The following is a 21,186-nucleotide window of genomic DNA, read 5'->3' as shown; positions in this document are numbered from 1 at the left end:
CGCTCAGTACGAGCCGAGTGCCGCCCGCACCACGTCCGGCTTGTTGGTGATGATCCCGTCGACGCCGCAGCCGGCGACCTTGCGTGCGGTGACCGCGTCGTTCACCGTCCAGGCGAACACCCTCAGCCGCCTGCCGTGCGCCCCGCGCACAGCGTGCGCGGCGGCGACGTACTTCTTGGTGAGCGATCCGTACGACGGGTTGACGAGATCGGTGAAGGGCGCGTACTGGCGCAGTTGCGCCATGGTGGGCGACCCGAGGAGGGCGGTGGTGACCGCGGGCTTCAGCTCGTGCACGGTGCGGATGCTGCCGACGCTGAAGCTCTGCACGATCAGCCGGTTCAGGTGCCCGCGGTCCAGCCAGCCCTCGTTGCCGAGGAGCTTCAGGGTCTGCTGCTCGATGCCGGGATAGAGCTCCGGGTTCTTGATCTCCAGGAGCAGCTTCTCGTGGTTGTGCTCGATCCGGCGCATGTACTGCTTCAGGGTCGGCACGCGCGTGCCTGCGTACGCGGGGGAGTACCAGCTGCCCGCGTCCAGCCGGGCGATCTCGGCCGCCGTGAAGTCCTTCACCTTCCACGGCGCCCGGCCGGGGAAGATCTTCTCGACGTTCGTGGTGCGCCGCAGGCTGTCGTCGTGGATGACGACCAGCTCGCCGTCCTTGGTGCGCTGGACATCGTTCTCGACCCAGGAGAAGCCCAGCCGTGCGGCCTTGTCGATCGAGGCCAGCGTGTTCTCGGGAGCGTAGGCCGAGGCACCTCGGTGGGCGATCACCGTCGGTTCGCCGACGTCGCGCGCCCGGGCGTCGGAGGTGGGGCTCACCAGGGCCGCCGTCCCCAGGACCGCGGCGACCGCGACGGCAACTACGCGCGCGTGCATGCACACTCCTCGCGTCGAGCGAATACGGACGGCAACCAGCCTGACAGCAGACGGTCCGCGGCACCGCGCGCACTACGGCCACAGGCGGAATGGTTCTGTCCCGATTCCGCACACCGGTACCGCACAACTGAGGCAAGGCCGTGTTTCTTTGCCGGAACATCGTTCGACCATTCCGGTCGGGGTCATACTCTCTGCGACAACCCTGACCGCCCCGGCGGTCCTGGGCCGGGGGACAATTTCAATGGATTCCGGGACGCAAGAGGGCGGAAGGGCAGCCGCGGATGCAAGGCACGGTCGACGGATTCAGTTACGGGGCCGTCACCCCATTGGTGGCCTATCTGATGGCCTGCCTCGGTGGCGCCCTCGGCCTGCGCTGCACCACCCGGTCCCTGCTGGTCACGCACTCCTGGCGGCCCGCCTGGCTGGCCCTCGGCTCGGCCGCGATCGGCTCCGGCATCTGGACCATGCACTTCGTCGCCATGATGGGCTTCGCCATCAAGGAGACGCCGATCCACTACGACAAGTCGATCACCTATGCGAGCCTCGGCATCGCCATCGTCATGGTCGGAATCGGGATCTTCATCGTCGGCTACCGGGGCGCCACCGGCACCGCCCTGTTCACCGGCGGCACGATCACCGGTCTGGGTGTCGCCTCGATGCACTACCTGGGCATGGCCGGTGCGCGCTTCCACGGGCGGTTCACCTACAACACGCTCACCGTCATCGCCTCCGTCGTCATAGCGGTCGTGGCCGCCACCGCCGCCCTGTGGGCCGCCGGGCGCGTGCGCGGCTTCCTGTGGAGCGTGGGGGCGAGCCTCGTGATGGGGCTCGCGGTCAGCGGCATGCACTACACGGGCATGGCGGCCCTCGGCGTCCACCTCGACAGCGCCTCCCACACCGGCGGAGGCGCGCCCGAGCCGTCCGTGCTCGCGCCGATGCTGGTCGGCCCGCTCGCCTTCCTGCTCCTCGCGGGCATCGTCGTGATCTTCGACCCGCTGATGGTCGCGGGCCGGACCGCCCCCGGGCCCGTCGAGCACAAACCGGGCGTCCCAGCCGCCGCGGTCTCCTCCCACCCGCCCCGCCGTACCGTCCTGCACGAGGTGCACCAGCCCGAGCAGCACGCCTCCCGGACCCCGCAGAACCGCTGATCCGGACCCGTTGTCAGTGCGGGGTCGTACGGTGGATGGCATGCGGCCCGTTTCCCACATCGAACGCACGGTGGCGCCCTTCGAGGTCGTCAGCCCCTACCAGCCCAGCGGCGACCAGCCGGCGGCCATCGCCGACCTGGCCCGGCGCATCGAGGCCGGTGAGAAGGACGTCGTCCTGCTGGGCGCGACCGGCACCGGCAAATCCGCCACCACGGCGTGGATGATCGAGAAGCTCCAGCGCCCCACGCTCGTGATGGCGCCGAACAAGACGCTGGCCGCCCAGCTGGCCAACGAGTTCCGCGAGCTGCTGCCGAACAACGCGGTCGAGTACTTCGTCTCGTACTACGACTACTACCAGCCCGAGGCCTACGTCCCGCAGTCGGACACGTACATCGAGAAGGACTCCTCGATCAACGAGGAGGTCGAGCGGCTGCGCCACTCGGCCACGAACTCGCTGCTCACCCGCCGTGACGTCGTCGTGGTGGCCTCGGTGTCCTGCATCTACGGCCTCGGTACGCCACAGGAGTACGTGGACCGGATGGTCCCCCTCAGGGTCGGCGACGAGATCGACCGGGACGAGCTGCTGCGCCGCTTCGTGGACATCCAGTACACCCGCAACGACATGGCCTTCTCCCGCGGCACCTTCCGGGTCCGCGGCGACACTATCGAGATCTTCCCGGTCTACGAGGAGCTGGCCGTCCGCATCGAGATGTTCGGCGACGAGATCGAGGCGCTGTCCACGCTGCACCCGCTCACCGGCGAGATCATCAGCGACGACCAGCAGCTGTACGTCTTCCCCGCCTCCCACTACGTCGCCGGCCCCGAGCGCATGGAGCGGGCCGTCAACGGCATCGAGAAGGAGCTGGGGGAGCGCCTGGCCGAGCTGGAGAAGCAGGGCAAGCTCCTGGAGGCCCAGCGGCTGCGGATGCGCACCACGTACGACATCGAGATGCTCCGCCAGATCGGCACCTGCTCCGGCGTGGAGAACTACTCGATGCACTTCGACGGCCGCTTGCCCGGCTCCCCGCCCAACACCCTGCTGGACTACTTCCCGGACGACTTCCTGCTCGTCATCGACGAGTCGCACGTCACCGTCCCGCAGATCGGCGCCATGTACGAGGGCGACGCCTCCCGCAAGCGCACCCTCGTGGAGCACGGCTTCCGCCTGCCCTCCGCGCTGGACAACCGCCCCCTGAAGTGGGAGGAGTTCCAGGAGCGCATCGGCCAGACCGTCTATCTGTCGGCCACACCGGGCCCGTACGAGCTCTCGCGCTCCGACGGCTTCGTGGAGCAGATCATCCGTCCGACCGGCCTGGTCGACCCGGAGGTCGTGGTCAAGCCCACCGAGGGCCAGATCGACGACCTGGTGCACGAGATCCGCAAGCGCACCGAGAAGGACGAGCGCGTCCTCGTCACCACGCTCACCAAGAAGATGGCCGAGGACCTCACCGACTACTTCCTGGAGCTCGGCATCCAGGTGCGCTATCTGCACAGCGACGTCGACACCCTGCGCCGCGTGGAACTGCTGCGCGAGCTGCGCTCCGGCGAGTTCGACGTCCTGGTCGGCATCAACCTGCTCCGGGAGGGCCTCGACCTGCCCGAGGTGTCCCTGGTGGCGATCCTGGACGCCGACAAGGAGGGCTTCCTGCGCTCGGGGACCTCGCTGATCCAGACCATCGGCCGCGCGGCGCGCAATGTCTCCGGCCAGGTCCACATGTACGCCGACAAGATCACCCCGGCGATGGAGAAGGCCATCGAGGAGACCAACCGCCGCCGGGAGAAGCAGATCGCCTACAACAAGGCCAGGGGCATCGACCCGCAGCCGCTGCGCAAGAAGATCAACGACATCGTCGCGCAGATCGCCCGTGAGGAGGTCGACACCGAGCAGCTCCTCGGCTCGGGCTACCGCAAGTCCAAGGACGGCAAGGGCGCCAAGGCGCCGGTCCCGGCGCTGGGCGACAAGACGGCCAAGGGCGCGAAGGCCGGCAAGGCCGCCAAGGGCAAGGCGGCGGCCACGGTCCCCACGGACCGTCCGGCGGCCGAACTCGCCGAGCAGATCGAGGAGATGACCGAGCGCATGCGCGCCGCCGCCGCGGAGCTGCAGTTCGAGATCGCGGCCCGGCTGCGCGACGAGGTGTCGGAGATGAAGAAGGAGCTGCGCCAGATGCGGGAAGCCGGCCTCGCCTGAGCCCCACCACCCGCCGGACCTCGGCATACGCGCAAGTGTTGCAACACCGACACAAAGCGCGGGCCGGGGTTCGGCACTGTCAGTGCCCCTGCGTAGGGTTCTTGGCAACCGCGCGATGCGCGGCAACAGGGGACCTTCGAGAGGGGATTCAGCGGTGTCCGTCAACTTGAGCAAGGGTCAGGCCATCAGCCTGGAGAAGAAGGACGGGGCCACCCTGACCGCGGTCCGCATGGGGCTCGGCTGGCAGGCGGCGAAGCGGCGGGGCCTGTTCGGCTCCCGCACGCGCGAGATCGACCTGGACGCCTCGGCCGTCCTCTTCGCCGACACCCAGCCGGTCGATGTCGTTTTCTTCCGTCACCTGGTGAGCGACGACGGCTCTGTCCGCCACACCGGCGACAACCTCGTCGGCGGCGTCGGACAGGGCGGTGACGACGAGGCGATCCTCGTGGACCTGCAGCGCGTTCCGGTCCACATCGACCAGATCGTCTTCACCGTGAACTCCTTCACGGGCCAGACGTTCCAGGAGGTGCAGAATGCGTTCTGCCGCCTCGTGGACGAGACCAACGGCCAGGAACTGGCCCGCTACACGCTGGACGGCGGCGGTGACTACACCGCTCAGATCATGGCGAAGGTGCACCGTTCGGGCTCCGGCTGGACGCTGACCGCCCTCGGCACCCCGGCGAACGGCCGTACGTTCCAGGACCTGATGCCGGCGATCCAGCAGCACCTGTAGGACCGCCCGCTCGACCGGCGGGGCGCACGACGGCACGACACGACGGACGGGGGCGACGGCGATGACGGCCGAGCTGGTGCGGGGGCAGAACCACCCGCTGTCCCAGGACCGGCTGACGATCCGGATCTCGGCCGGGGCACCGGTCCTGGCCGGAGCCACGCTCAGCGACGAGAACGGCACGGTGCACGGCCCCCAGTGGGTCGCCCATCCCGGCGCCCCCGCTCTGCCCGGCGTCGAGACGCCCCGGCAGGCCGCCGGCGACCACCGGCTGGCCGTCGACCTGGGTGCCCTGCCCGAGGCCGTGCACCGCGTCCATGTCTTCCTCGCTCTGCCCACCGGGGCCGGCGCGCCGCTCCGGTTCGGTGCCGTAGCCGCCCCGCACACCACGGTCGAGACCCCGGACGGCACCGAACTCGCCTGCTACACCCTCACCGGCCTCGACAGCGAGACGGCCGTGCTCGCCCTGGAGCTGTATCGCAGACAGGGCGCCTGGAAGGTGCGCGCGGTGGGCCAGGGCTATGCGGCGGGGCTTACGGCACTCCTCGCCGACCAAGGGCTGCACGGGGCAGCCGACCTGGCGGCAGCCGCCCATGAGGCGGCGGTCCCCGGCCGGCCGGGCACGTCGCCGGCGCCGTCCTCCGTTTCGTCGCGGCGGGAAACGTCACCGCACGAGACGGCAGCCTCCACCGCGCCCGTCACCCCGGCCCCGGGGCCCGGTGAGACCCGGGCGCCCCGGCCGCAGGACACCCCCGCGGCCGGCCCGCCACCCTCGTACGGGCCGCAGCAGCCGGACCCGGCACCGCCGCACGAGACGCGGAACCCGTACGACGCCCAGACATCAGCCGCCCCGCATGTTCCGGGCGCCCGCGTCGACTACAGCCACCCCGGCCGCCGCCCGCACGGCGCGCCGCCCGCCGAGCCTCAGGCCGCCGGTGACACGCCGGCGCAGCCCGTCGCGGGGGACGCCGTGGGCTGGTCGATGGAGGAGCGGCTCTACAACCAGGTGTGGGGCATGTTCGAGGACCTGGCCCGCACGACCGCCGCCTACCGCAGCGCGGTCGACTTCGCCGACGCGCGCCTGGAGAAGGAACTCGACCGGGCCCTGACCGACCCCCGCGGCCGGCTCGGCGCCGCGGGCGACGCCGCGCGGGAGGCAGCCCATGCCCGCCGGACGCAGCTGGTGGACCAGGCGCGCGCCGTCCTCGACCGCGACCTCGCCCAGCTCACCGCCGAGTCCGAGGTGGTCGAGCCCGCGCTCCCGCCCGCCTACGCCCGCTGGGACAACCCCGTCTGGCACGGCTACCGCGTGCCCACCGAGCCGCCGATGGCGCTGCGCCTCGGCGACCTCCGGCTGCCCGAGAGCGGGCAGCTGAGCATTCCGCTGCTGGCCAGACTGCCACTGGAACGCGGCCTGTGGGTCGACAGCGGCCCGACGGCGGAATTCGACGGCTTCCCCGACTCCGCCCAGCTGCGGCACCTGGCGTTGGAGGCGGCGGTGGCGCTCGCGGCGCGGCTGCTGGCCGTGCATCCGGCAGGGGACTTCGCCGTGCAGGTCATCGACCCGGCGGGCGCAGGAGCTGCGGCATTCACGCCGCTCACCCGGACCGGCGTGCTGACCGCGCCTCCCGCGGGCGGCGCGGCCGGGGTGACGCAGACGCTGGAGCGGCTCACCCGGCGGGTCGACCTGGTGCAGATGGCCGTGCGCGGCGGCGCGCCCGAGTCGCTGCCGGCCGATGTCGACACCGCACGTCAGCTGCTGATCGTCAACGACTTCCCGCACGGTTTCGACGATCGGGCGGTGACCCGGCTGCGGTATCTCGCGGACGAGGGACCGGACGTCGGCGTCCACCTCCTTCTGGTGGCCGACCGCGAGGACGCCGCCGGCTACGGCCCCCTGCTCGATCCGCTGTGGCGTTCGCTGATGCGACTCACCCCCCTGCCCGACGACCACTTCGCCGATCCATGGGTGGGGCACGCCTGGACCTATGAACCCTCGCTGGTACCGCCCGGCAGCCAGGTCGTGCACCAGGTTCTCACCGAGGTGGCCAGAGCCATGACCAAGTACAGGTAAAGCCATCTGACCTGGAGATTTGATCTTTCTTTTGCTTCTCTCTTTACCTTTCCTTGGTGATTGGGGTATTGTCTTCCGTACGGAGGGGAGTACTCCCTGACAGCGGCGCACCCGTCAGTACGGACCGTTTCCGGTCCCGGGGCGCCGGCCCGACGCGGGTGGAAGAGACCTCCGGCAGCGACGACGCTGACGTGTTTGCCGTGATGTGACGCCGGAGGTGCTGTGGATATCTCGCTGACCGTGTGGGTCCTGACCATCGGGGGCCTCGCCGCCCTGATCGCGGTCGATTTCCTCATCGGGCGCAAGCCTCATGAGGTGTCGATCAAGGAAGCAGGGGTCTGGACCGTCGTCTGGATCACCCTCGCCGGACTCTTCGGCCTCGGTCTCCTCGTCTTCGGCGGTGGGCGGCCCGCCGGTGAGTTCTTCGCGGGGTTCATCACCGAGAAGTCGCTGAGCGTCGACAACCTCTTCGTCTTCGTCCTCATCATGGCGAAGTTCGCCGTACCCGCCCGGTACCAGCAGCGCGTCCTGCTCGTCGGCGTGCTCATAGCCCTGGTCCTGAGGGCCGTCTTCATCGCGGCGGGAGCCGCGATCCTCGCGAGCTTCTCCTGGGTGTTCTTCCTCTTCGGCGCCTTCCTGATCTGGACCGCCTGGAAGCTCATCCAGGAGGCCCGCGCCGACGAGGAGGACGAGGAATACGAGGAGAACAAGCTGCTGAAGGCCGCGGAGCGCAGGTTCGGCGTGGCCGACCGGTACCACGGCACCAAGCTCTGGATCCAGCACAACGGCAAGCGGGTCATGACCCCGATGCTGGTCGTGATGCTCGCCATCGGCACCACGGACGTCCTGTTCGCCCTGGACTCCATCCCCGCGATCTTCGGCCTGACCCAGGACCCGTACATCGTCTTCACCGCCAACGCCTTCGCCCTCATGGGCCTGCGGCAGCTGTACTTCCTCATCGGCGGCCTGCTCGAGAAACTGGTCCACCTCTCGTACGGCCTCTCGGTCATCCTCGGCTTCATCGGCGTCAAGCTGGTGCTGCACGCGCTGCACGAGTCCGGGGTCCATGTCCCGGAGATCAGCATCCCGGTCTCGCTCGGCGTGATCTGCGCGGTCCTGGTCGTCACGACCGTCACCAGCCTGATAGCCGGCAGCAGGCAGGCCGCCGTCGAGGCGGCGCGCAGCGAAGCCGAAGCCACCGCGAAGGACAGCGTCGACGCCTGACGGACGGAATGCGAAGCCTGTACGTCTCTGCGACCATCGCCGCATGATCACCCGGCTCCGGTCGCTCACCCCGCAATGGACGATCCTCGTGCCCGTCCTCGCGGTCGTCCTCCTGGCCTTCACCTGGGGCCGTGCCCTGCCGGGTGCGATGGTCGCACTGGTGATCCTGGTGCTCGCCGGCTCCGTGCTGGCAGCCGTCCACCACGCCGAGGTCGTCGCCCACCGCGTCGGTGAGCCGTTCGGCTCACTGGTGCTCGCCATCGCCGTCACGGTCATCGAGGTGGCGCTGATCGTCACCCTCATGGCCGACGGCGGCGCCAAGAGCGCCACGCTGGCCAGGGACACCGTTTTCGCCGCCGTGATGATCACCTGCAACGGCGTCGTCGGGCTGTGTCTCCTCGTCGCCTCGCTGCGGCACCGCATCGCGGTCTTCAACGCGGAGGGCACCGGCGCCGCCCTGGCCACCGTGGCGACGCTCGCCACCCTCAGCCTGGTGCTGCCGACCTTCACCACCAGCAAGCCCGGGCCCGAGTTCTCCTCCTTGCAGCTGACCTTCGCCGCGCTGTCCTCACTGATCCTCTACGGACTGTTCGTCGCCACCCAGACCGTGCGCCACCGCGACTACTTCCTCCCGATCACCCGGCAGGGAGAGGTCATCACCGCCGAGGAGCACGCCACGCCTCCGTCCGCGCGCACCGCCCGGATCAGCCTCGGACTGCTCGCCCTGGCCCTGATCGGCGTGGTCGGGCTGGCCAAGGGCGTGTCGCCCGCCATCGAATCGGGCGTGGCGGCGGCCGGCCTGCACCAAGCCGTCGTCGGTGTGATCATCGCCCTGCTCGTGCTGCTGCCGGAGACGATCGCCGCACTGCGTTCCGCGCGCCGCGACCGGGTGCAGACCAGCCTCAACCTCGCACTCGGCTCGGCCATGGCCAGCATCGGCCTGACCATTCCGGCGGTCGCCCTCGCCTCCGTCTGGCTGTCCGGACCGCTCGTGCTGGGCCTCAGCCCGACGCACATGCTGCTGCTCGCCTTGACCGTGGTGGTCAGCTCCCTGACGGTGGTGCCGGGACGGGCGACGCCACTGCAAGGCGGAGTCCACCTGGTGGTGTTCGCGGCGTATCTGGAACTCGCGATCAACCCGTAGCCGGTCGGCCGGGTCAGCCCGTCGGCCAGCTCAAGCCCTCGGCCCTGTCAGCCCACCGCCGGCTCCACCGACGCGACCGGCGCCGGCCGCGTCTCCGGAAGCAGCGCGAAGCACACCAGGCTGACCAGCGCGATGCCCGTCAGATACGCGCCCACGGCCCAGGGCACCCGCCCGCCCTGCTCCGCGAGCGCCGTGGCCACGATCGGGGTGAGCGCGCCGCCGAGGACCCCGCCGAGGTTGTAGCCCACCGCGGCGCCCGTGCAGCGCACCCGCGGCTCGTACAGTTCCGGCAGATAGGCGGCGACGACCGCGAACATGGCGACGAAGGCAAGCAGTGCGCCGAGGATGCCGACAAACATCAGCAGCGGCCGGCCGGTGGCGAGCAGCGACACCATCGGGAGCATCCACAGGACGCAGGCCGCGCACCCCGTCAGACACAACGGCCGGCGCCCGTAGCGGTCGCCGAGCACCGCCACCAGGGGAGTGAGGGCGCCCTTCACGACCACCGCGGCCATGACGCAGGTCAGCATCACCGTGCGGCTCACCCCGAGCCGCTCCGTCGCATACGCCAGCGACCAGGTCGTCACCGTGTAGAACACCGCGTACCCGATGGCCAGCGCGCCCGCCGTCAGCAGGACGAGCCGCCCGTGGTGGCGTACGACCTCCACGAACGGCACGCGCGCGTGGTCGTCGATCTCCAGGAACCGGGGGCTCTCGGCGAGCGACGAGCGCAGCCACAGCCCGGCGAGCGCCAGGGCGCCGGCCGCCCAGAACGGCACCCGCCACCCCCACCGCGCGAACTCCGCGTCGGACAGCGCCGCCGACAGGGCGAGCATCATGCCGTTGGCCAGCAGGAAGCCGAACGCCGGCCCCACCTGAGGGAAGCTCGACCACAGCGCGCGCCGCGCGGCCGGCGCGTGCTCGGCGGTCAGCAGCACCGCTCCGCCCCACTCCCCGCCGAGCCCGAGCCCCTGCAGGAAGCGCAGGACGAGCAGCAGCAGGGGCGCCGCGACGCCGATCGTGCCGTACGTCGGAAGGCAGCCCACCGCGACCGTGGAGGCACCCGTGAGGAGCAGGGAGGCGACCAGCACCGGCCGCCGTCCGCGCCGGTCGCCGAGATGCCCGAACAGCACCGAGCCCAGCGGCCGGGCCACGAACCCCGCTCCGAACGTCCCGAACGCCGCCAGCGTCCCCGCGAACGGCGAGAACGCCGGGAAGAACAGCGGTCCCAGGACCAGGGCCGCGGCCGTGCCGTAGACGAAGAAGTCGTAGAACTCGATCGCGGTGCCCGCCAGGGACGCGGCGGCGAGTCTCGGCATCGAGGGGGTGCGTACGGCGCGTACAGGCTGCATGCCGCGTCAACCACCCGGCGTGATCAACGGTTACGGGGCGCGTGGAGGCGAGCGGGCGACCATGGCGTACGCCGAGGCCACCGGCGCACACGGCCCGCCGTGCGCTGCGGCCACCGTGATAGACCGGTGCGAGCAGGCGGTTGTCGACGTACCGCCCCGAACGGACCGGAGGAACCGTGCCCCGCACCCTGGCCAACGCCCCGATCATGATCCTCAACGGGCCCAACCTGAACCTGCTCGGCCAGCGCCAGCCCGAGATCTACGGCAAGGACACGCTGGCCGACGTGGAGGCGCTGTGCGCCAAGGCGGCGGCCGCGCACGGCGGCACGGTGGACTTCCGGCAGTCCAACCACGAGGGCGAGCTGGTCGACTGGATCCACGAGGCGCGCCTGAACCACTGCGGGATCGTCATCAACCCCGGCGCCTACTCCCATACCTCGGTCGCGATTCTGGACGCGCTCAACACCTGCGACGGCATGCCCGTGCTGGAGGTGCACATCTCCAACATCCACCAGCGTGAATCGTTCCGGCACCACTCGTACGTCTCGCTGCGCGCCGACGGCGTGATCGCCGGATGCGGCGTGCAGGGCTATGCGTTCGGCGTGGAGCGCGTGGCCGCCCTGGCGGGCGCTGCGCGGGCCGACGCGTAGTCACCGGCGCGGGCCGGCGCCCGGCTAGAGCCGGCCCGCCTCCACGATCCGCCGCAGGAAGCGCCGTGTGCGCTCCTGCCGCGGGTCGCCGAAGACCTGCTCCGCCGTGCCGCGCTCCAGGACGACGCCACCGTCCAGAAAACACACCTGGTCGGCGACGTCCCGCGCGAAGCCCATCTCGTGCGTCGCCAGCACCATGGTCATGCCCTCGTCCTTCAGGCCCCGGATCACCTCCAGCACCTCGCCCACGAGTTCGGGGTCGAGCGCGGCCGTGATCTCGTCCAGCAGCAACAGCCGGGGCCGCACGGCAAGCGCCCGGACGATCGCCACCCGCTGCTGCTGACCGCCGCTGAGCCGGTCCGGATAGGCATGCGCCTTGGCGCCCAGTCCGAGGCGCTCCAGCAGCTCCCTGGCGCGTTCCTCGGCCTCCTCGCGGGAGACGCCGTGCACCCGGCGCGGCGCCAGCGTGATGTTGTCCAGCACCGTCATGTGCGGGAAGAGGTTGTACGCCTGGAACACCACGCCGATCCGGCGCCGCACCGCGTCCGGGTCGACACCGGGATCGGTGATCTCCTCGCCGTCCAGCCAGATCGCGCCGTCGTCGATCTCCTCCAGCAGGTTGGCGCACCGCAGCAGCGTGGACTTGCCCGAGCCGGAGGCCCCGATCAGCGCGGTAACCGTGTGCGGGGCGACCTCCAGATCGACGTCCCGCAGCACGAGCGAGGCGCCGAACGCCTTGCGGACGGACTCCATGCGCAGCACGGGCGCGTCGGCGTCGCTCACAGTGATCCTCCCTGGGCCCGCTGCCGGTCCGTCCGGGCCGTCACCCAGTCCGTGAAGCGGGTCATCGGAATGGTCAGCGCCACGAAGACCAGGCCCGCGACGATGTACGGGGTGTAGTTCAGGCTGCGCTGGGTGATGATGTCGGCCGCCCGCACGGCGTCGACCGCGCCGCCGATCGACACCAGCCCGGTGTCCTTCTGCAGCGACACCAGGTCGTTGAGCAGGGGCGGCACCTGACGGCGCACGGCCTGGGGGAGCACCACGTACCGCAGCGCCTGGCGGCTGGTCAGGCCCAGCGAGCGGGCCGCGGCGCGCTGCGAGGGGTGCACGGACTCGATGCCGGCGCGGAACACCTCGGCGACGTACGCGGAATAGGTCAGCGTCAGCGCCGTACCGCCCAGCAGCACGGGATCGACGGTCACGCCCTGCAAGCGCAGGGCGGGCACGCCGAAGACCACGATCATGAGGTTGATGATCAGTGGCAGACCGCGGAAGAAGTCCGTGTACGCGGCCGCCAGCACGCGCAGGGGGAAGAACACGGGCCCGGGCAGGGTGCGCGCGACGGCGATCAGCATGCCGAGGACGAGCACCAGCACGCCGCAGACCAGCAGCAACTGCACGTTGAGCCACAGCCCTTCGAGGACCTTGGGGAGGGCCTCGCGCGCGTAGTGGCCGTCGAAGAAGGTTTCCCTGGTGCGCGGCCAGCCGGGAGCGCTGACGACGACCAGGGCCAGGACGACGCCGGTGACCAGGGTGGAGAGTGCGGCGATCGCCGTGGCACGGCGGGCACGCGCGCGTTTGTGCCGCTCGCGTGCGAGCCGCCGTTCTGACGGGACGTACGCGTCGCCCAGGCCGTCCTTGCCGGAGTCCTTTCCGGACTCCTCCTCGACGACGGTCACTTGAGCACCGGCGCGTCGACGGCGTCGGACAGCCACTGCTTCTCCAGCTTCGCCAGCGTGCCGTCCTTGCGCAGGGTGTCCACGGCCGCCGTCACACACGGCGTGAGGCCGCTGCCCTTGTCGAGGACGAGTCCGAACTGCTCGGGCGCGCCGCCCTGGTTCTCGAACTGTCCGACGACCTTGGCGTCGGTCACCTGGGCCGAGGTGACGTAGAAGGCGGTCGGCAGATCGGTGACGATCGCGTCCACCTGGCCGTTCCTGAGCGCGGAGACGGCCTCGTCGTTCTTGGAGTAGGCGGCGGCCTGCTGCGACGGCTTCACCACGTCACTGATGTAGTCGAGGCTCGTGGTGCCCACCTGGGCGCCCAGCTTGAGGCCCTTGAGGTCCGCGATGCTCGTCGCCCTGGCCGCCTTGCCGTCCTTCAGGGCGATGACGGCCTGGCGCACGTCGTAGTAGCCGGAGGAGAAGTCGACGGCCTTCTTGCGCTCGGCGCTGATGGACACCTGGTTGACGTCGAAGTCGAAGGTCTTCTCCCCGGGAGCGAACGCCTTGTTGAACGGCACCCTCTGCCAGACGACGGCGCTCTTGCCGTACCCCAGCCGCCCGGCCACGGCGTAGGCGACCGCCGACTCGAAGCCCTTGCCGTTCGCGGGCTTGTCGTCCTCGAACCAGGGCTCGTACGCCGGCTCGTCCGTCGCGATCGTCAGCTTCCCGGCCGTCTTGGTGGCCGGCTTGCCCTTGGCGCAGCTCTGCGAGGCCGAGCCGGACGGGGCGGCCGACGCCTTGTCCTCGGGCTGCGGGGCGCAGCCGACGGCGGTGGCGAGCAGGGCTACGGTGGCGGCGGCTGCCGCGCGGCGCAGGGTGCGAGGGACGCGATGCATGCCGGGAGAGTGGCAGCGAACCGCGCGTTTGTCGAGGTCACGACCACGACTGTCCGCATAGTGGGAGCGGGTGTTGCGGTCGTGTGAACGGTGAGCCGGCCAGGGGCGGTTGACCTGGGCCGCCGGCCGAGGGCGGGGTTGGAGACCGGCGGCCCTGCCGCGGAGGAGCCGTCATCCTCTACGGGGTTGCCACCAGTTGACTGCGTGACACGGCGTGCGGGGAGCGCGCACGCGCCCCCGACACGAGTGAAACGTTCACACGGGGCGCGCGGTGGGCGGCACGCCCGGTGTCCGGGCGTGAGGCGCGCCGGACGGTCACCACCCGCGCGCGTGCCACTCCGGCAGATGCGGCCGCTCCGCGCCCAGCGACGTGTCGTTGCCGTGGCCGGGATACACCCAGGTCTCGTCCGGCAGCACGTCGAAGATCTTCGTCTCCACGTCGTGGATCAGGCTGGCGAAGGCCTTCGGATCCTTGTGCGTGTTGCCGACGCCGCCCGGGAAGAGGCAGTCGCCGGTGAAGACGTGCGGGTGGCCGTGCGGGTCGTCGTAGACCAGCACGATCGAGCCCGGGGTGTGCCCGACGAGATGCCGTGCGGTGAGTTCCACCTGCCCCACCCTGATGACGTCGCCGTCGTCCACGAGGACATCGGTGGGCACGGGGATGCCGGGGGCGTCCTCGCGGCCCGCGTACGTACGCGCGCCCGTCGCCGCGACGACCTCGGCGAGCGCCTGCCAGTGGTCGCCGTGCCGGTGCGTGGTGACGACGGACGCGATGCCGTCGTCACCGATCATGCCGAGGAGCGTGCCCGCCTCGTTGGCGGCGTCGATCAGGAGCTGCTCGTCGGTGGCCCGGCAGCGCAGCAGATAGGCGTTGTTGTCCATCGGGCCGACCGCGATCTTCGTGATCATCAGGTCTTTCAGCTCGTGCACATCCGCCGGTCCGCCGACCCTGACCTCTCCGGTGTACGTCATGGAGATCAGCCTATAGCGGACATGCGCCCGCGCACCGTCGGCCGCCTACAGCGGAGGCAGCGTCGGCAGCGTGCCCTGCGCGGTGAGGCCGGAGCCGTCGCGCCGCCCGGCGAGCCAGCCGGCCAGGTCCGCCGGAGTCCCGCTGATCGTGACCTCCGGCTCGTCCGCCTCCCGCCCGGTGCGCCACGCGCGCGTGCCGTCCGTGATCCGTGTCGGCGCGACATCGGGGTGCCCGGTGAACCGCTGGGCGAGAAAGCCGGTCTCCCGCTCCAGGAACTCCGCCGGAAGATCCTCCAGCTCGTAGCCGATGCCGAGGTCCACATGGTGCAGTTCCACCTCCGCCCACCGCCGGAACGGCACCCGCGCCGCCGAGTCGGTGACCCCGTTGCGCAGCTCCACGGTGCGCGACCAGTCCGCCGGCGCATCCCCCGCCGCCTGGAAGCGGGCCGCGCTCTCCCGCAGGTCGGCGAGCTGGACGTCGAGCGGCCGCGGGGCGTCCCGCACGATGTCGGCGTCCCGCGCCTCGGCGCTCGGGTACATGGGGCGCCCCTCGAGGACGTTCACGAGCGCGTCGGCGTTGCGGGCGAGATGGGCGACGACGTGCCCGCGGGTCCAGCCGGGAAGCCGTGACGGCTCGGCGAGCGACGCGTTGTCCAGTTTGGCGACTGCGGTGAGGAGCCGCTCGGTCGCGTCACGTACACATGCCAGGTCATGAGCGTGATCAATCATGAGCCTGACATTAGCCCCGCCACACCTTCGGGTGAAGGTGGTGAAGCTGGTCCGTGAATCGAAAGTGCGTGCTATATCGTCGGAGGCGGCGTCGGGCATGCTGGAGGGCCGGAGGTTGTTATGCAACCGGGCAATCCGACCGGCGTTGTCAGTGGCTCCCCCTAGTCTGAAGAAGCACGGGGGCCCCGCCCCTGTCACTTCTCTCAAGAAAGGTGCGGACCGGCGTGGCCGACCGTCTCATCGTCCGTGGCGCGCGCGAGCACAACCTGAAGAATGTCTCGCTCGACCTGCCCCGGGACTCGCTCATCGTCTTCACGGGCCTGTCGGGGTCGGGCAAGTCCTCCCTGGCCTTCGACACGATCTTCGCGGAGGGCCAGCGGCGCTACGTGGAGTCGCTCTCCTCGTACGCCCGGCAGTTCCTCGGCCAGATGGACAAGCCGGACGTCGACTTCATCGAGGGTCTGTCCCCGGCGGTCTCCATCGACCAGAAGTCGACCTCCCGCAACCCTCGCTCGACGGTCGGCACCATCACCGAGGTCTACGACTACCTGCGTCTGCTCTTCGCGCGCATCGGCAAGCCGCACTGCCCCGAGTGCGGCCGGCCGATCACTCGTCAGTCGCCGCAGGCCATCGTCGACCGGGTCCTGGAGCTGCCGGAGGGGAGCCGCTTCCAGGTGCTGTCCCCGCTCGTGCGCGAGCGCAAGGGAGAGTTCGTCGACCTCTTCGCCGACCTGCAGACCAAGGGCTACTCCCGCGCGCGCGTCGACGGCGAGACCGTCCAGCTCTCCAACCCGCCCACGCTGAAGAAGCAGGAGAAGCACACCATCGAGGTGGTCGTCGACCGCCTCACCGTGAAGGACTCCGCCAAGCGCCGTCTGACCGACTCCGTCGAGACAGCCCTCGGCCTGTCCGGCGGCATGGTCGTGCTCGACTTCGTCGACCTCCCAGAGGACGACCCCGAGCGCGAGCGCATGTTCTCCGAGCACCTGTACTGCCCGTACGACGACCTGTCCTTCGAGGAGCTGGAGCCCCGCTCCTTCTCCTTCAACTCGCCCTTCGGCGCCTGCCCCGACTGCACCGGCATCGGCACGCGCATGGAGGTCGACCCCGAGCTGATCGTCCCGGACGAGGACAAGTCCCTGGACGAGGGCGCCATCCACCCCTGGTCGCACGGGCACACCAAGGACTACTTCGGCCGTCTGACCGGCGCCCTCGCGGACGCGCTCGGCTTCCGCACGGACATCCCCTTCGCGGGCCTGCCGCAGCGCGCGAAGAAGGCCCTGCTCTACGGCCACAAGACCCAGATCGAGGTCCGCTACCGCAACCGGTACGGCCGTGAACGCGTGTACACCACGCCCTTCGAGGGCGCGGTGCCGTTCGTGAAGCGCCGGCACAGCGAGGCCGAGAGCGACGCCAGCCGCGAGCGCTTCGAGGGCTACATGCGCGAGGTGCCCTGCCCCTCCTGCGAGGGCACCCGGCTGAAGCCGATCGTCCTCGCGGTCACCATCATGGGGAAGTCGATCGCCGAGGTGTCCGGGATGTCGATCAGCGACTGCGCGGACTTCCTGAGGCAGCTGAAGCTGAGCGATCGCGACAAGAAGATCGCCGAGCGGGTGCTCAAGGAGGTCAACGAACGGCTGCGCTTCCTGGTCGACGTCGGCCTGGACTACCTCTCGCTGAACCGCGCGGCCGGCACCCTCTCCGGCGGTGAGGCCCAGCGGATCCGCCTGGCCACCCAGATCGGCTCCGGCCTCGTCGGCGTGCTGTACGTCCTGGACGAGCCGTCCATCGGTCTGCACCAGCGCGACAACCACCGGCTGATCGAGACCCTGGTCCGGCTGCGTGACATGGGCAACACGCTCATCGTCGTGGAGCACGACGAGGACACCATCAAGGTCGCCGACTGGGTCGTGGACATCGGCCCCGGCGCAGGCGAGCACGGCGGCAAGGTCGTGCACAGCGGCTCGCTGAAGGAGCTGCTCGCCAACACCGAGTCGCAGACCGGCGCCTATCTCTCGGGCCGCAAGGCGATCCCGGTGCCGGACGTGCGCCGTCCGCGCGACCCGTCCCGGCAGCTCACCGTGCACGGCGCCCGCGAGAACAACCTGCAGGACATCGACGTGTCGTTCCCGCTGGGCGTGTTCACGGCCGTCACCGGCGTATCCGGATCCGGCAAGTCGACGCTGGTCAACGACATCCTCTACACGCACCTGGCCCGCGAGCTGAACGGCGCGCGGAACGTTCCCGGCAGGCACACGCGCGTGGACGGTGACGACCTGGTCGACAAGGTCGTGCACGTCGACCAGTCGCCGATCGGCCGCACCCCGCGGTCCAACCCGGCGACGTACACCGGCGTCTTCGACCACATCCGGAAGCTGTTCGCCGAGACCACCGAGGCGAAGGTCCGCGGCTACCAGCCCGGCCGCTTCTCCTTCAACGTCAAGGGCGGCCGCTGCGAGAACTGCGCGGGCGACGGCACGATCAAGATCGAGATGAACTTCCTCCCGGACGTCTACGTCCCGTGCGAGGTCTGCCACGGCGCCCGGTACAACCGGGAGACCCTTGAGGTCCACTACAAGGGCAAGTCCATCGCCGACGTGCTGAACATGCCGATCGAGGAGGCCACCGACTTCTTCGAGGCCGTCCCGGCCATCTCCCGGCACCTGAGGACCCTGAAGGACGTCGGCCTCGGCTACGTCCGCCTCGGCCAGTCCGCCACCACCCTCTCCGGCGGCGAGGCCCAGCGTGTGAAGCTGGCCAGCGAACTGCAGAAGCGGTCCACCGGGCGCACCGTCTACGTCTTGGACGAGCCGACCACCGGCCTGCACTTCGAGGACATCAGCAAGTTGCTCAAGGTCCTCGGCGGCCTGGTCGACAAGGGCAACACGGTCATCGTCATCGAGCACAACCTCGACGTGATCAAGACCGCGGACTGGGTCGTGGACATGGGTCCGGAGGGCGGCGCCGGCGGCGGTCTCGTGGTCGCCGAGGGCACGCCCGAGGAGGTCGCCGGGGTCCCGGCCAGCCACACTGGCAAGTTCCTGCGCGAGATCCTCGGCGCCGACCGCATCAGCGATGCCGACACCGTGCCGGCGCAGCGTGCCGCCACGGCCAGGAAGACGGTCGCGGCGAAGACGGTGGCCAAGAAGTCGGTGACGGCCAAGGCCAACAACACGGCGACCAAGAAGGCCGCCACGGCGACGAAGAAGACGACGCCCGCGAAGAAGACGACGCGGGCCCGCAAGGCCTGACATAACACCAGAAAAACGGCGCCCCGCGGGAACTCCCCGCGGGGCGCCGCTCGTTCCACCATCAGCCACCCCGGATCCGAGGCACGACAGGTCCCCGCACCACGGTTCCGGCCGCACCTTGACAACAGCAGAGAGGGAAGCGGCTAACGAGAAAAGGGGCCGCTCACAGATCACCGAGTTCGGCCGCGTACGGCGGCTCGGCCCCCGCCCGCGAACAGGTGATCGCCGCCGCGCGTGCCGCGAAGCGCAGCAGCCGCGTCCAGCCCTCCGTCCCGAGGGCGGCGAGCGCTTCCTCCGACAGCGCGTCCAGAGCCGAAAGTCCGTGCAGCAAGGCCGCGTTCACCGTGTCACCGGCGCCGATGGTGTCCACCACGGCGACCTTCTCACCCGTTACGGAGTGCTCCGCGCCGTCCCGGGTGAACGCGGTCAGACCGTCCCCGCCCCGGGTCACCACGACGGCCGCCGGTCCCGCGGCCAGCCACTCGCGCGGGGTGCCGCCCAGCCACTCGGCGTCCTCCGCGGACAGCTTCAGCAGCGTCACCGAGGGCAGCCAGCTCTTGAAACGCGCCCGGTAGGCATCCGCGTCCGGGATCAGGCCCGCCCGGATGTTGGGGTCGAGCGCGGTGCACAGCCCCTGTGCTGCCGCCGTGCGCATCAGCTCCTCATAGGCGCTCGCCCCCGGTTCCAGGACGAGCGAGCAGGTGCCGAAGGACACCGCGCGCGTGCCGGCGGGCAGCGCGGCGGGAGCGGTGAACAGACGGTCGGCGGTGCCGTCGACATAGAAAGAGTAGGCGGCCGACCCGCCGTCGTCGATCGTGGCCACCGCCAGCGTCGTCGGCTCCGCCCCGCGCTGCACGCCCGACACGTCGACCCCCGCGTGACGCAGCCCGTCCAGCAGGGCCTCGCCGAAGGCGTCCCGCGAGGTCCGGGAGCAGAACGCGGTGCGCGAGCCGAGGCGGCCGAGGGCCACGGCGGTGTTGTAGGGGCCGCCGCCGAGCGCCGGCTTCAGGACCGCGAGAGCACCGGAGCCCTGCGGTACCAGGTCGATCAGTGCCTCACCGGCGACGACGATCACGAGGTGGTTCCCTTCTCCGACAGCGTGGATGATGCGGCGTGCCCGGACTCCCCGGTCCCGCCCGGCTCCTCCGGGCACCCGCAGGACGTGCGATGGACGAACGCGCACGGCAGCCGCACCGTCCGGGCCGGCCGGCGCGGGTCGTCCAGGCGGTCGAGCAGCACCCGCACGGCCTCGCCGCCCAGTTCCCTGCTGGGCTGGGCGATGGCGGTGAGCCGGGGCGAGAACAGGTCGGCCCAGGTGAAGTCGTCGAAGCAGCACAGGGCGATGTCGTCGGGGACGGACAAGCCGTGCCGCCGCAGGGCGCGCAGCGCGCCGATGGTCATCGCGTTGTTGGCGGTGATGAGGGCCGTGGGCGGATCGGGGAGGGCGAGCAGGGCGGCCGTGGCCTGCTCGGCACCGGCGGACTCCGAGTTCCCGGACACGAGGAGCCGTTCGTCGAAGGCCAGCCCGGCGGCGGTGAGACCGTCCCGGAAGCCGGAGACGCGTTCCCCGGTAGTGCTGAGGCCGGGCAGGCCCGCGACGAGGCCGATCCGGCGGTGGCCCAGCCCGGCGAGATGGGTGACCAGACGCGCGGTCGGTCCGGCGCTCTCGGCGGAGACCTGGTCGTACCAGGGCCCATCCTCTGGAGTCGCGGCGCCCGCACCGGCTCCCGTGTCGGTGTCCTCCAGCATGTCCGCGCCGATCATCCGGTCCAGGAACACGGTCGGTACGGAGTGCCTGCGGAGATAGCCGACCAATTCACGCGGGCGCGCGGATGGGGCGACGATCATGCCGTCCACCCGGCGTTCATGGAGCAGTTGCACGACCTTGCGCTCGTGCTCGGGATCGTCGTGCGGGTCCGCGATGAGCAGGCTGTAGCCCGCTTCCAGGGCGGCGGCCTCGACACCCTGGAGGATCTCCGTGAAGTACGGGTTGCTGATCGCCGACACCGCGAGCCCGATGGACCGGGTGCGGGAGGTCACCAGGGAGCGGGCCAGCGTGTTGGGGGTGTAGCCCAGGGCGTCGATGGCGTCCAGCACGGCCTGGCGGGTGTGGGGCAGCACCGGGCGGGTGTCGTTCAGCACGTGGGAGACGGTCGCCACGGAGACGCCGGCGCTGCGCGCGACGTCGGCCATGGTGGGCATCGCGTCTCCCTTCTGCTGCGACCGAGTCTCCCGAGCCCGAGTCTCATGCGACTGCGACCGGGCGCGATCCTTCCGCGCCGGGACGG

General features: G+C 70.6%; 17 protein-coding genes. 8 read left to right on the top strand and 9 right to left on the bottom strand.

The genetic code is table 11. From position 1 onward, the window contains the following. Positions 1 to 3: 3 nt before the first annotated feature. Positions 4 to 873: a glycerophosphodiester phosphodiesterase family protein gene (locus tag AB0950_RS15150; protein ID WP_366778674.1), complete on the bottom strand. Its 870-nt coding sequence runs from the start codon at positions 871 to 873 to the stop codon at positions 4 to 6. A 281-nt stretch (positions 874 to 1,154) separates the two neighbouring features. Here AB0950_RS15150 and AB0950_RS15145 point away from each other — a divergent pair, with 281 nt between their 5' ends. From AB0950_RS15145 to AB0950_RS15120, 6 genes are all read left to right on the top strand, one after another. Beyond that, positions 1,155 to 2,021 (top strand): MHYT domain-containing protein, encoded by an 867-nt coding sequence (locus AB0950_RS15145; protein WP_360150399.1) that lies wholly within the window; start codon positions 1,155 to 1,157, stop codon positions 2,019 to 2,021. Between the two features lie 40 nt (positions 2,022 to 2,061). Beyond that, complete coding sequence (uvrB, locus tag AB0950_RS15140) at positions 2,062 to 4,209, top strand: excinuclease ABC subunit UvrB (protein WP_360150402.1); 2,148 nt, start codon at positions 2,062 to 2,064, stop codon at positions 4,207 to 4,209. Positions 4,210 to 4,363: 154 nt separating this feature from the next. Further along, positions 4,364 to 4,942: a TerD family protein gene (locus AB0950_RS15135; RefSeq protein WP_360150405.1), complete on the top strand. Its 579-nt coding sequence runs from the start codon at positions 4,364 to 4,366 to the stop codon at positions 4,940 to 4,942. 61 nt (positions 4,943 to 5,003) lie between these two features. Further along, positions 5,004 to 7,013 (top strand): TerD family protein, encoded by a 2,010-nt coding sequence (locus AB0950_RS15130; protein ID WP_366778672.1) that lies wholly within the window; start codon positions 5,004 to 5,006, stop codon positions 7,011 to 7,013. Positions 7,014 to 7,235: 222 nt separating this feature from the next. Further along, the gene (locus tag AB0950_RS15125; protein WP_360150411.1) at positions 7,236 to 8,237 is read left to right on the top strand and encodes a TerC family protein; all 1,002 of its coding nucleotides are present in this window, start codon (positions 7,236 to 7,238) and stop codon (positions 8,235 to 8,237) included. Between the two features lie 43 nt (positions 8,238 to 8,280). Next, complete coding sequence (locus AB0950_RS15120) at positions 8,281 to 9,381, top strand: ionic transporter y4hA (RefSeq protein WP_360571353.1); 1,101 nt, start codon at positions 8,281 to 8,283, stop codon at positions 9,379 to 9,381. A 47-nt stretch (positions 9,382 to 9,428) separates the two neighbouring features. Here AB0950_RS15120 and AB0950_RS15115 read toward each other — a convergent pair whose 3' ends face one another. Then, entirely contained in the window at positions 9,429 to 10,700 is a 1,272-nt protein-coding gene (locus tag AB0950_RS15115) for an MFS transporter (RefSeq protein ID WP_366778742.1), read from the bottom strand. Positions 10,701 to 10,909: 209 nt separating this feature from the next. On the opposite strand from AB0950_RS15115, the gene aroQ reads away from it, so the two are divergent. Then, positions 10,910 to 11,383 (top strand): type II 3-dehydroquinate dehydratase, encoded by a 474-nt coding sequence (gene aroQ / locus AB0950_RS15110; RefSeq protein WP_360150418.1) that lies wholly within the window; start codon positions 10,910 to 10,912, stop codon positions 11,381 to 11,383. Between the two features lie 24 nt (positions 11,384 to 11,407). On the opposite strand, the gene AB0950_RS15105 is transcribed toward aroQ, so the two are convergent. The 5 genes from AB0950_RS15105 to AB0950_RS15085 form a co-directional block, all read right to left on the bottom strand. Further along, positions 11,408 to 12,136: an amino acid ABC transporter ATP-binding protein gene (locus tag AB0950_RS15105; RefSeq protein ID WP_360150988.1), complete on the bottom strand. Its 729-nt coding sequence runs from the start codon at positions 12,134 to 12,136 to the stop codon at positions 11,408 to 11,410. Positions 12,137 to 12,162: 26 nt separating this feature from the next. Then, positions 12,163 to 13,065 (bottom strand): amino acid ABC transporter permease, encoded by a 903-nt coding sequence (locus tag AB0950_RS15100; RefSeq protein WP_366778671.1) that lies wholly within the window; start codon positions 13,063 to 13,065, stop codon positions 12,163 to 12,165. Further along, complete coding sequence (locus tag AB0950_RS15095) at positions 13,062 to 13,946, bottom strand: ABC transporter substrate-binding protein (protein WP_366778670.1); 885 nt, start codon at positions 13,944 to 13,946, stop codon at positions 13,062 to 13,064. Before AB0950_RS15095 ends, AB0950_RS15100 begins: the two co-directional genes overlap by 4 nt. Before the next feature lie 315 nt (positions 13,947 to 14,261). After that, positions 14,262 to 14,918, bottom strand: a complete 657-nt coding sequence (locus tag AB0950_RS15090; RefSeq protein WP_360150427.1) for an MBL fold metallo-hydrolase — start codon at positions 14,916 to 14,918, stop codon at positions 14,262 to 14,264. Positions 14,919 to 14,963: 45 nt separating this feature from the next. Continuing rightward, positions 14,964 to 15,647: a maleylpyruvate isomerase family mycothiol-dependent enzyme gene (locus AB0950_RS15085; RefSeq protein ID WP_360150430.1), complete on the bottom strand. Its 684-nt coding sequence runs from the start codon at positions 15,645 to 15,647 to the stop codon at positions 14,964 to 14,966. A gap of 224 nt (positions 15,648 to 15,871) precedes the next feature. Between AB0950_RS15085 and uvrA the strand changes: the two genes are divergently transcribed. After that, positions 15,872 to 18,898, top strand: a complete 3,027-nt coding sequence (uvrA, locus tag AB0950_RS15080; RefSeq protein WP_360571347.1) for an excinuclease ABC subunit UvrA — start codon at positions 15,872 to 15,874, stop codon at positions 18,896 to 18,898. Between the two features lie 163 nt (positions 18,899 to 19,061). Here uvrA and AB0950_RS15075 read toward each other — a convergent pair whose 3' ends face one another. Both AB0950_RS15075 and AB0950_RS15070 read right to left on the bottom strand, forming a co-directional pair. After that, entirely contained in the window at positions 19,062 to 19,973 is a 912-nt protein-coding gene (locus tag AB0950_RS15075; protein ID WP_366778668.1) for a carbohydrate kinase, read from the bottom strand. Continuing rightward, a complete protein-coding gene (locus tag AB0950_RS15070) occupies positions 19,970 to 21,100 on the bottom strand; it encodes a LacI family DNA-binding transcriptional regulator (RefSeq protein ID WP_366778667.1) in 1,131 nt (376 codons plus the stop codon). Before AB0950_RS15070 ends, AB0950_RS15075 begins: the two co-directional genes overlap by 4 nt. Positions 21,101 to 21,186: the final 86 nt, after the last annotated feature.

Origin of the sequence: Streptomyces sp. NPDC007189, assembly GCF_040703635.1 — a bacterium.
GTDB lineage: Bacteria > Actinomycetota > Actinomycetes > Streptomycetales > Streptomycetaceae > Streptomyces.
This window is presented reverse-complemented; position numbering and strand designations above follow the sequence as displayed.

Coding starts and splice junctions, on each gene's coding strand:
- AB0950_RS15150 (WP_366778674.1), bottom strand. CDS start 873: ATGCACGCGCGCGTAGTTGCCGTCGCGGTCGCCGCGGTCCTGGGGACG.
- AB0950_RS15145 (WP_360150399.1), top strand. CDS start 1,155: ATGCAAGGCACGGTCGACGGATTCAGTTACGGGGCCGTCACCCCATTG.
- uvrB (WP_360150402.1), top strand. CDS start 2,062: ATGCGGCCCGTTTCCCACATCGAACGCACGGTGGCGCCCTTCGAGGTC.
- AB0950_RS15130 (WP_366778672.1), top strand. CDS start 5,004: ATGACGGCCGAGCTGGTGCGGGGGCAGAACCACCCGCTGTCCCAGGAC.
- AB0950_RS15120 (WP_360571353.1), top strand. CDS start 8,281: ATGATCACCCGGCTCCGGTCGCTCACCCCGCAATGGACGATCCTCGTG.
- AB0950_RS15115 (WP_366778742.1), bottom strand. CDS start 10,700: ATGCCGAGACTCGCCGCCGCGTCCCTGGCGGGCACCGCGATCGAGTTC.
- AB0950_RS15105 (WP_360150988.1), bottom strand. CDS start 12,136: ATGGAGTCCGTCCGCAAGGCGTTCGGCGCCTCGCTCGTGCTGCGGGAC.
- AB0950_RS15095 (WP_366778670.1), bottom strand. CDS start 13,946: ATGCATCGCGTCCCTCGCACCCTGCGCCGCGCGGCAGCCGCCGCCACC.
- AB0950_RS15090 (WP_360150427.1), bottom strand. CDS start 14,918: ATGACGTACACCGGAGAGGTCAGGGTCGGCGGACCGGCGGATGTGCAC.
- AB0950_RS15085 (WP_360150430.1), bottom strand. CDS start 15,647: ATGATTGATCACGCTCATGACCTGGCATGTGTACGTGACGCGACCGAG.
- AB0950_RS15070 (WP_366778667.1), bottom strand. CDS start 21,100: ATGCCCACCATGGCCGACGTCGCGCGCAGCGCCGGCGTCTCCGTGGCG.